The following is a 9,907-nucleotide window of genomic DNA, read 5'->3' on the forward strand; positions in this document are numbered from 1 at the left end:
ACGCCACTAACGTTCCCGACCACGACCTGGATCAACGAACCCCTGAAAGCAGGAACGAACTCAATGACCACCTAAAGAAACTGACTCATAAAGGTTGACATCTTCCGTAACGGCCGATCCGCACCAGTGGATTCGTCCGTCGCCCAGCCAGGCTGCGCCATTCTCGATGACATCTTCACTAGGCCGTCCAGTGACGGGACTGCCCCGAAAGGCCCGAACGGGTACGAGGGACAACCCCTCCCAGCCGATGAACGGTTCCGCCACGGCGCTGGCGGTAGAGCCAACCGCGATGCCGCCGTCCATTCCATCGATCGTACAAGTAGCACGATTGTTAGGTCGTTTGCGGAGGAAGGCTCTGGTGAGTACTCACCGCCAGACGGTTCCACACGTTGATCGCGGCGATGGCCATCAACAGCTGCACAATTTCCCTCTCCTCGAATGATTCCCTCACCTGCCCCCACAACGAGTCCGACACACCGCCGTTTCCGATGAGTGTCACCGCCTCAGTGAGTGCTATGGCGGCACGTTCGCGTTCGGAGTACACGTTCGGCGCTTCTTCCCATCCAGCTAACACATCGAGGCGACGCTGATCGATGCCCGCCGCTCGAGCTTCACGCCCGTGCATGTCCAGGCAGTACGCACAACCATTGATCTGCGACGCACGAATTTTCACCAGCGTTAACAAGGCTTCACCCAAGCTTCCCGCGTGGATGTACTTCTCAAGGGCAACCATCGGTTTATAGGCCTTAGGATCGACATCCGTGACTAAGAGGCGCTGCTCAAATGACATTGTCGTTATCTTTCTGTCTGTGTTTGCGGTACGTGTACTTCGAGTGGCTCCTACTGCGTATGTCGCTCGATGAAGTCATCGATCAAATGCACGACGGTGTCCAGCTGTTCGTCCAAGGCGAAGTGCCCGGTGTCGAGCAGGTGCAGTTCAGCGGAGCGAAGATCATCGAGGTACGCGCGCGCCCCTGCTTCAGAAAAGAACTGATCGTTACGCCCCCACGGCACAAGCATGGGAGGCTGATGCTCGCGCATCCACGCTTGCCACACGGGGTACAGCACGACGTTGGACTGATAGTCATAAAGCAAATCAAGCATGATCTGGTCTCGTCCAGCTTGATCGAGCCAGTGTTGATCCAAGGTCCATACGTCCGGATCGACGGACTCTGGGTGTGCCGTTCCCTCGAGATGCTGGGAGCGTGTTGCGTCAGCTGTCAGCGCTCCACGGATAACCGGCTCCATCCCCTCGTGATTTATCCAGTACTGAACCACAGGCTGCATATTCGGCCCCAGCCCCACCTCATACGCGTTGCCATTTTGTGCGATGACCCCCTGAATCCAATTCGGATGCCGCGACGCGATGCGATACCCGATAGGAGCCCCAAAGTCGAAAACGTACATAAAGAACTCGTCGATGCCGAGGCTGACCAGAAACGCTTCCATGACCTCAGCGAGGTGATCGAAAGAGTAGACGAAGTCTCCGCCGCCGCTGCTCGAGGCGGGAGCGCTGCTGTAACCAAAACCCGGGTAATCCGGTGCGATGAGATGTAGCCTATCGCTGAGCCGATCCATCAGGCGCGCATACTGGTGCGACGCAGCAGGGAAGCCATGCAGGAGTACGAGCGTCGGCGCATCCGCCGGACCCGCCTCCCGGAAGAAGATCTCTACCCCATCGACGGAAATGGTGCGATGGCGCACCCCCGTGAGCTGATCAGTTTCCGTTGTGAATTCGCCCATACTGTCCTCGCTTCACCCGTCCATGCCTACAATTCAGACTTGCACTGGCAGTAGCTCATGTCAATATAGCTACGAAGTGATGCCACCCTTACCATCCATGACGCAACAGAAGGTGACCACATTTGCGCGCCAACTCACTTCTATCCGGGCTGCGGCACAGACCGCCGACCTCCGACCGTGGTCGCCATCGCCAATGCCAGCAAGCACAGAACGTGGGCACGTTCGCGTTGGTATCCATAGTGGTGGCCGCGCACGGCTAGATTCTCGTCAGGGCCTCGCCCTTATGCATCGCCACGTGATCGGTCGTGTCGCTCGTGATCTCGTAATGCGGATCATCAACACTGCAGCGGCGAATGTGGCCTTTGTATTCCACGTTCTTCGTATGAATCTTCGTAATGGTGCCGCGCACATGTCCGGCCTCGGAGTTCCAGCGCACGTGATCGCCGACTGAGAATTTTTTTATCATAGGTGTATCTTCCGCTTTCACACTGTTGCCGAATCTCTTCACCATATTCGCTGTACTACGTCGCCCCGATCTGGATTGGCACCTTCATCGATCACTCTTCTGGTGGGTACCAGACACGGTCGCCATCGACTTTGGCAAAGCTGGTCAGGGTGTGCGGCTTGGTCGAGGTCAGACTCATGATGTCGAGAACCTGAAAGTCCCGCGCCAGTAATGCGTCTCCGATCAGTGATCGGTGACAACGCCAGGGCACAGCCTCGGCACACATGATCGCCACTGTCTGATTCCTCGCCAATGCCAGCAACTCGTCGACACCGGCTCTGAACTCGGACGTTTGCATGTAGTCGGCGTAGTTGCGAAAGCTTTTATTACGCCACGCTCCATTGATAGATGCTTCTGCCGCCGGGGTGTGTCGTAGCCCGCCGAGCTCGGGGAGCCGCTGATAGTCAATACCTGCCTCCGGCATGCTGACGATAAGTTCGTGTTCCGCAAATTGCGGGTTGTGACGAGACCCCGGAACGGTGCGCACGTCGACGAGTCGTTCGACACCGTGTTTAGTCAACATTCCAACGAACTCATCAATGGGATGAGTCGAATGCCCGATCGTGTACACGCAGGTTGCATCCATGCTCCCATTCAACCCCACGTACTGAAGTCCACGTCAGGAATGTCAGATGTGCGCGCTCGACATCCTGCTCCGCAATAACGGGCGGGACCTCGGATGCTGGCCATCGCCCTATTGCCATCCTGAAGCCGTCGCTAACCTGATCAGGGACGAAGCTTCCTCGTTCCAGTCCACCGGTTCCTCGAGCTAGGCGCGGATATCTCCGATAACACCGCGGCCGGAGGGTGTCCTCGAACGAACGGAGAAAGCATGCAACCGATCCCGAACCGTTCCGATCATTCGCACGCGATTAAAACTGCAGGGCCTGGTGGTGTTCCGTTAACAGTGTCAGTGCCGACCGGTGAAGCGCGGGCTGGAGTCATCGTGCTCCATGAGGTCTGGGGCCTCTCCGCGCCTGTTGCCGATCTCGTCGTCCGCCTGGCTGGCTGGCTGGCTGGCTGGCTGCGGTTATATCACGGCAGCGCCACACCTTTACCACCGCATCGAGGACCCCGTCGTCACCGATGGGAAGTTCAAAAAAGCCCGCCGGTACCACGACACCCTTACGGCGAAAGGGCTCACATTTGACATCGAGAGCGCCCTAACCTGGATCCGCGCCCAGGGAGCACAGAAAGTAGCGATAATGGGTTTCTCTATGGGAGGGACCCTCGCAGTGTGGGCGGCAGCAACACTGCGCATCGACGCCGCCGTCACCTTCTACGGCGCTAGCCTGGCTTCGCCACGCTGGCCTGGCATCCTCAGCGGAATCGATGCCGCACGTGTGCTCAAGACCCCCTGGCTGGGAATATATGCTGGCAAGGACGCCAGCACCCCCGCTCGTGATATCCAACAGATGCGCGAAATCCTCACCCCTAAAACCACGCAATCCGCTGTCATTGTCTACCCCAAGGTCCGTCACGGCTTTGCCCTGGACCCGGACCTTCCGCACCACGCCGCAGACGAGGCAACAGACGCATTCGCGCGAACAGCCCTCTTCCTGAAAACCCATCTACGCGAAACCTGACAGCCACTTCCGTAAACGGTGTAACAGGCTTACTCGGATCGGGCATTTGTCACAGAGCCCCGAGCCCACGACCCGCCGCCGAGCGACAGATAGTACATGCCATTCGAATTCGCCGGAGATCAGCAGGTTGCGTCGGATGTAATCGAGTCAAACACTCTGGCCTCAAGTCCGCACGCGGGCTATGTACCCTACCTGTGGAAGGTGACTTCGAAGCCTCACTGTATTTGTCGTCACGAAGATGTTTCCACGCTGGGCGTTAACCCGAGGGTGGCCCTGGCTTCGCGGATCATCTGGTGGGTGAAGCCCCACTCGTTGTCGTACCAGGCCATGATCTTGATCAGGGTGCCGTCCACCACTTGCGTCAGATCGAGGTTCACCACGGACGCGCGTGAATCGCCGATGATATCGGAGGAGACCATCGGGTCCGCCGAAACGCCGAGAATGCCCTGATACCTGGGCGTCTTCGCCTCCTCGGTGAACACGGCGTTGACCTCCTCTACGCTGGTCGGGCGGGAGGTAACAATGACAATGTCGGCAATGGAGCCAACCTCGATTGGAGCGCGGACCGCAACCCCGTCGAAGAGCCCAGTCAACTTCGGCAATGCCCGGATTGTCGACTGTGCAGCACCAGTCGGAGCGGGCACCAAGTTCGCTCCACCTGCCCGCCCACGTCGGAAATTGTTGTTCGGCGAGTCGACCAGGCGCTGGGTGGCGGTGTGAGCATGAATTGTGGTCATGATCGCACGCTCCACCCCCAGACGTCTTGTCGCGATCTCAATGACCGGTGTGATGCAGTTCGTCGTGCAACTGGCACAAGAGATGATCTGCGGCTACCCATCCGGCCGGTTCACCCCGTGCACCACCGTCGGGACGGAGTCGGACTTCGTCGGGGCAGACAAGATGACGAACGACGCGCCCGCATGAATATGTTTGGTCAGGTCCTCCGCCTGGGTGAAAGCACCAGTACATTCCAACACTAGGTCGACTGCAAGTTCCCGCCATGGCAGCGCCGTTGGGTCCCGTTCGGCAAGAACAACCACCCGGTGGCCGTCGATGACAAGTGCATCAGACTCCACAACAATCTGACGCTGGTACCGACCGTAGACCGTGTCGTACCGTAGCAGGTAAGCAAGATTCTCAATTGACGCCACATCGTTGATCGCAACAAGTTCCAGATCCTCCGACTCGAGCAGAATTTTCAATGCAGCCCGCCCGATTCGGCCCAACCCATTGATCGCCATTTTTGGCATATGAGATTCTCTGATTTCCAGTCGTCGGTTTTCCAGTCGTCGGTTTGCACGACAACATAGCTACCCCTTCATGCTGCGCTCCTCAACAACTTCCGTCAACAAGGGAGAGCACATACCGGGATCACTTGTCGGTACAGACTGGGGTCGAGGTAACGATGTTGGAGAGGGGAGAACTTCCGCTACTCCGGGTCCTCGGCCGAGAACTCACCGAAGTATTTGCCGGATTACATCGTCACCACGGCGTAGACCTGCACCAGATCGTGCTGAAGGCCGAAATTATCGAGGATGACTCCCCGCGTGCCACCAGGATGAGATTAGTCAACGGCAATCGCGTTGATGCCGACCCACTCCTGGTATATTGCCGCGATCGGTGCGGTTCACGCCGGCGACGCGTATGCCGAGCGTGCTGCCCAGTCGGGCTGTCTCCGCACCAATCGATCTCAGCCGACGACACGCAATATTTTGTTGTCGAAGTCCGCAAGTCCCCTAGGACAGTCGCCGGGTATCCCAAACACAAGTCCCGCGTCGGCCAGCATCCGCTGCCAGTGGATCTCCCGACTCGGCGGTGCGTTGAAATTCTTCGATCTTACGATGGTCGCCCCTAAAACGTGTTGGCAGTAGCGGGTGCAGCTCGTAACGCACATCCAATCGCCCCTCGACACCGTCATCAGTGTCTACCAACGCTGTCTCAGTGAGCATTGCGATGGTTGCGACAATCCGTTCATCCGACCTGTCGTTTTTTCACCTTAGACCGAGCCTTTACCAGATCCATGGTCAGCGGAGTACGTTTGGGCAGAGACGCGACCTAGCCTGTTTCGCCGCGGGAACGAATCCATTTCTCATCGCGAAGGAATATGACGACATGACAATAAACCCCACTCCAACGTCGGATACCGCGAAACTGACCGGCGAAAACCTGCATCTCGTACACCGGTTGGCGACCCAGCTGAGGGTGGATTCCATCCGTTGCAGTACGCAAGCCGGTTCTGGTCATCCGACCTCATCGCTGTCGGCGGCGGATCTGATGTCGGTTCTACTGGTCGGACACCTACGGTATGACTGGGCCAACGCCCAGCAGGCGACCAATGATCATCTGATCTTCTCGAAAGGTCACGCCTCACCGTTGTTGTATTCGATGTACCGTGCTGTGGGCGTCGTCGATGAAAACGAGTTGGTGAACACCTACCGCCAGTTCGGTTCCCGACTTGAGGGGCATCCGATGCCTATCCTGCCCTGGGTGGACGTTGCGACTGGTTCTCTCGGCCAGGGCCTACCAGACGCGGTCGGCGTGTGCCTGGCCGCAAGATACCTAGACAAGCTTCCGTACCAGACGTGGGTGCTCTGCGGAGACAGCGAGCTGGCAGAAGGTTCCATGTGGGAGGCCATCGACAAGGCGAGCTATTACAAACTCGGCAACTTGACAGCCATCGTCGACATCAACAGGCTCGGCCAGGACGGGCCTACCGAGCTGCAATGGGACATGGACAAGTACGCCAAACGAGTCGAAGCGTTCGGCGCACACGCCCTCGTGGTTGACGGACATGATGTCGTCGCGATCGATGCGGCACTGACCGAAGCCCGGTCCCATCCGGACCAGCCGACAGTGATATTGGCCCGCACCATCAAAGGCAAAGGTGTGCCCGAGATTGAAAACAAAAACGGCTGGCACGGCAAATCCCTCCCGCCAGAAATAGCGGACCGTGCTATGGCTGCCCTCGGTGGCGTGACCGGCCTGACTATCACCACCGCTGTTCCCGATGCCGGGACATCTGCGATCGTCCCCGACCCTGGCGCCACAGTCACCCTCCCTACGTGGGAGATCGGCCAGAAAGTCGCCACCCGGGCGGCTTTCGGTGCCGCGATTTCTGAGCTAGCAGTACGACCGGAGGTAGTTGTCCTTGACGGAGAGGTCGGCAACTCCACGCATGCCGGCGAGTTTCGGGAGATCTGTCCAGAACGATTCTTTGAAATGTTCATTTCTGAACAACAACTCATCGCTTCCGCGGTGGGTTTATCGGTGCGCGGATACATCCCCTTCGCGTCAAGCTTCGCCGCTTTCTTGATCGCCCGACCCTACGACTTCATCCGGATGGCCGGCGTGTCGGAAGCGAACATTCGCCTGGTCGGCACCCACGCCGGCGTTGAAATCGGCCAGGATGGGCCCTCCCAGATGGCTCTGGAAGACATCGCGGCGATGCGCGCTATTCATACCTCCGTTGTCGTGTATCCAAGCGATGCCCCCTCGACCGCGGCACTGGTGTTGACGATGGCCGACACCAACGGCGTCGTATATCTACGCGCGACCCGCGGCGCGTACCCGGTCATCTACTCACCCGAGGAGAAGTTTCCCATCGGCGGGTGCAAGGTCCACCGCGCCGGGGCCGAGGACACCGTGGCACTGATCGGCGCGGGAATCACCTTGCACGAATGCTTAGCCGCCGCCGAAAAACTCGCCGATTTCGGCATCAGTGCACGGGTGATCGACCTGTACTCGATCAAACCACTCGATCGTGACACCCTAATTGACACCTGCCGCATCACCGGCGGGCGACTGGTTGTGGTGGAGGACCATTACCCTCAGGGAGGCATCGGGGGTGCAGTGATGGAAGCGCTGGCTGATGCCGAGGTGCCGGAACTTCGGGTCAAACTACTCGGCGTCACCGGCCTACCAATGTCGGGTGAGCCAGCCGAACTCTTGGACGCCGCGGAGATATCAGCTCGGCATATCGTCACGGCCGCCCGAGAACTGATGGAGGTTCGATAATGCGTATACCAAACGCAGCCAACTTCCGGAAGCGAACAGAGTGAGATTGGCGGCAGCAGTGATGTTCGTCCACGAACTCGACCGATCAGTGCTGTTCTACAAAGAACTCCTCGCGTTCGACGTGACAGTTCGAAACAACAGCGCCGCGCTACTGGCGCCAACGGGGATGAGTTGTACCTGTGTGACACAGAGCATGCGTCAAGCACCCTCTCGGTCCCGTCGGGATCCAATATGTGCTCTGGACAGCGGAGGACGAAGAAAAACTCCGACAATGTGAACGGGTACTACGCGCGCGGCCGCCCCGTGTCACCCGCCAAACCGTCGATGGGTTCAGGATAGTGGAGAGCCGTAGTCCCGGCGACGTGCCAATCGTGGTGACCTACCCCGGCCCCAGGCAGGTACCGCGGCACGAGATAGTCCAACGCATGTACGAGTAGTAACCACACCTGGTGTAAGAATCGATCACTACCCGGTCGGGTGGGCACGCCGCGGATCGCGCCCAGCAGGTTGAAGCGGGCGGGTGCCGACCTGTGGCGGGGCGGGGAAACACGTCCTAGCAGTTGGTGCTGGAAGACACCACCGCGCAACGCAAACCACGCGATCGAACCGCTCGCACAAAACGCAGCGATCCCTCATACACCTCGACGCCATCCTTGCGGTTGTGGCGCCGGACGATATCGTTCTTCCGGTTACCGAGCCCGTTGACCGTTTCGGATGCGTCCTCGGCACTGCCCTCCAGCAGGCTCACCCCACGAGATGCCCGGAAGGAGCGGGTACCGTCGGCACGGGATTTCCCGTCAAGATACGCGTCGTAGTCGACAACAGCATCGAAAGGTACGAATCGGCCACCGCTTTGGGCGACCGTTTTGGTGATGACACCGTCCAGATCTGACAGGCATCCACGCACCCCGTCGGTCACGCCGACGGAGGTGGTATCTACCGCCATCGGTTCGGATTGCTGGTTATCGGCAGCCCTGCTCGCGTCGCCCGCGCGCAGCGGAACCCGGTTCTGTTTCATCGGCGGAGAATCTGGGCGAGCACTGCGGCTTCGCTGATATCCGGGTTCTTAGTGCCGGTCAGCAGAGTCAGACGATGCCGAATAGCCAGATCTCTCAAATGTTGCAGCGCATTGCCGCGCTCGACGTGTTCCAGTTCGGCACCGTAGCGTCGAGCGAATTCCTCGAACTTGGCTGGGTCGTGGCTGTACCACTTTCGTAGTGCCGTCGACGGTGCGACGTCCTTGCACCATTCGTCCAGTGCCGCCTTGACCTTCGTCATGCCGCGTGGCCAGATGCGATCCACCAGGACCCGGACTCCGTCCTGCTCCTCAGCCTCGTCATACACGCGTCGAACATGTATGTCCGGTTTCGCAACCATAATGCAACCTCCCCAACAATCGGTCTCAACGTCAAGGTTACGGGCGGCCCAGCTTGTAGGCACCTGATCTGCTCTGAGAACCGCCCTCGAACAGTCGTGGGCCACTGCGCCACTAGCCATCTTTCGTGTAAAGGACGCTTTCTAGCCAACGTTCACCACGGCCGCGCACCGGCTATTCAGCACGCTCGCTCCCGCGTTCTCAAACGGCTTCTACCGAGCACCCTGAGCGCTTCGTTCGGCAGTACCCGCAGCCACCCACATTCCCGATGACGTCCTAGATCAACGAACCTGAGAAGGAAGAAACGAACTCAATGACCGCCTAAAGAAACTCACTCATAAAGGTTGGCATCTTCCGAAGGCCAAACAACTCGATGTCCCCTACCAACGCCTACGCCGACTCGAGATAGGACAACGCGCTGACACCAACCTGGAAACCGCCTTCAGCGCATGGCTCGACGATAAAACTCGACAAGCCCAATCCGGTGCGAAAGTCGCTTGACAGCAATAGGAGCATCCACAGGGACTGTCTCTTAAACGGTGTTTCCGGCCTGACGCGCTGGACGTGGGTCTGGCGGGAAAGGTGCCGTGATGACGACACTTGATGCTGTGACGAAGAAGACGAAAAATGAGCCCACCCGTGAGGCGTTGGCGGCGAAGGAATGGGTGCGCCTGGCCAAGGAGC

General features: G+C 58.8%; 10 protein-coding genes. 2 read left to right on the top strand and 8 right to left on the bottom strand.

Features of this window, described 5'->3' with window-relative positions:
• Positions 1 to 331: 331 nt before the first annotated feature.
• From E3T41_RS02205 to E3T41_RS02220, 4 genes are all read right to left on the bottom strand, one after another.
• The gene (locus tag E3T41_RS02205; RefSeq protein ID WP_134477129.1) at positions 332 to 790 is read right to left on the bottom strand and encodes a carboxymuconolactone decarboxylase family protein; all 459 of its coding nucleotides are present in this window, start codon (positions 788 to 790) and stop codon (positions 332 to 334) included.
• 50 nt (positions 791 to 840) lie between these two features.
• Positions 841 to 1,743, bottom strand: a complete 903-nt coding sequence (locus E3T41_RS02210; protein ID WP_134477131.1) for an alpha/beta fold hydrolase — start codon at positions 1,741 to 1,743, stop codon at positions 841 to 843.
• Between the two features lie 256 nt (positions 1,744 to 1,999).
• Positions 2,000 to 2,254, bottom strand: coding sequence for a DUF2945 domain-containing protein (locus tag E3T41_RS02215; RefSeq protein ID WP_370256904.1), 255 nt, complete (start codon positions 2,252 to 2,254; stop codon positions 2,000 to 2,002).
• A gap of 46 nt (positions 2,255 to 2,300) precedes the next feature.
• Entirely contained in the window at positions 2,301 to 2,834 is a 534-nt protein-coding gene (locus E3T41_RS02220; protein ID WP_134477134.1) for a DUF488 family protein, read from the bottom strand.
• Positions 2,835 to 3,201: 367 nt separating this feature from the next.
• Here E3T41_RS02220 and E3T41_RS02225 point away from each other — a divergent pair, with 367 nt between their 5' ends.
• Positions 3,202 to 3,834 carry a dienelactone hydrolase family protein gene (locus E3T41_RS02225; RefSeq protein ID WP_134477136.1) on the top strand — a complete coding sequence of 211 codons (633 nt, stop codon included), beginning with the start codon at positions 3,202 to 3,204 and terminating at the stop codon, positions 3,832 to 3,834.
• A 230-nt stretch (positions 3,835 to 4,064) separates the two neighbouring features.
• On the opposite strand, the gene E3T41_RS18170 is transcribed toward E3T41_RS02225, so the two are convergent.
• Together E3T41_RS18170 and E3T41_RS18175 are read right to left on the bottom strand one after the other, a co-directional pair.
• Positions 4,065 to 4,658, bottom strand: a complete 594-nt coding sequence (locus tag E3T41_RS18170) for a hypothetical protein (RefSeq protein ID WP_370256906.1) — start codon at positions 4,656 to 4,658, stop codon at positions 4,065 to 4,067.
• Between the two features lie 6 nt (positions 4,659 to 4,664).
• Entirely contained in the window at positions 4,665 to 5,084 is a 420-nt protein-coding gene (locus E3T41_RS18175; RefSeq protein ID WP_198416383.1) for a glyceraldehyde 3-phosphate dehydrogenase NAD-binding domain-containing protein, read from the bottom strand.
• Positions 5,085 to 5,775: 691 nt separating this feature from the next.
• Here E3T41_RS18175 and E3T41_RS02235 point away from each other — a divergent pair.
• The gene (locus E3T41_RS02235; RefSeq protein WP_241990999.1) at positions 5,776 to 7,848 is read left to right on the top strand and encodes a transketolase; all 2,073 of its coding nucleotides are present in this window, start codon (positions 5,776 to 5,778) and stop codon (positions 7,846 to 7,848) included.
• A gap of 553 nt (positions 7,849 to 8,401) precedes the next feature.
• Here E3T41_RS02235 and E3T41_RS02240 read toward each other — a convergent pair.
• Together E3T41_RS02240 and E3T41_RS02245 are read right to left on the bottom strand one after the other, a co-directional pair.
• The gene (locus E3T41_RS02240; protein ID WP_134477139.1) at positions 8,402 to 8,866 is read right to left on the bottom strand and encodes an HAD family hydrolase; all 465 of its coding nucleotides are present in this window, start codon (positions 8,864 to 8,866) and stop codon (positions 8,402 to 8,404) included.
• A complete protein-coding gene (locus E3T41_RS02245) occupies positions 8,863 to 9,192 on the bottom strand; it encodes a DUF488 domain-containing protein (RefSeq protein WP_241991000.1) in 330 nt (109 codons plus the stop codon). Before E3T41_RS02245 ends, E3T41_RS02240 begins: the two co-directional genes overlap by 4 nt.
• Between the last annotated feature and the right edge of the window lie 715 nt (positions 9,193 to 9,907).

It is taken from the genome of Cryobacterium sp. Hh38, from assembly GCF_004403235.1.
In the GTDB taxonomy this organism is placed as follows: Bacteria; Actinomycetota; Actinomycetes; order Actinomycetales; family Microbacteriaceae; genus Cryobacterium; species Cryobacterium levicorallinum.

What these genes read in the sequence shown, in the direction of transcription:
- E3T41_RS18175 (WP_198416383.1), bottom strand. Translation starts at nt 5,084, where the DNA reads ATGCCAAAAATGGCGATCAATGGGTTGGGCCGAATCGGGCGGGCTGCA.
- E3T41_RS02205 (WP_134477129.1), bottom strand. Translation starts at nt 790, where the DNA reads ATGTCATTTGAGCAGCGCCTCTTAGTCACGGATGTCGATCCTAAGGCC.
- E3T41_RS02220 (WP_134477134.1), bottom strand. Translation starts at nt 2,834, where the DNA reads ATGGATGCAACCTGCGTGTACACGATCGGGCATTCGACTCATCCCATT.
- E3T41_RS02225 (WP_134477136.1), top strand. Translation starts at nt 3,202, where the DNA reads ATGAGGTCTGGGGCCTCTCCGCGCCTGTTGCCGATCTCGTCGTCCGCC.
- E3T41_RS02240 (WP_134477139.1), bottom strand. Translation starts at nt 8,866, where the DNA reads ATGAAACAGAACCGGGTTCCGCTGCGCGCGGGCGACGCGAGCAGGGCT.
- E3T41_RS02215 (WP_370256904.1), bottom strand. Translation starts at nt 2,254, where the DNA reads ATGGTGAAGAGATTCGGCAACAGTGTGAAAGCGGAAGATACACCTATG.
- E3T41_RS02210 (WP_134477131.1), bottom strand. Translation starts at nt 1,743, where the DNA reads ATGGGCGAATTCACAACGGAAACTGATCAGCTCACGGGGGTGCGCCAT.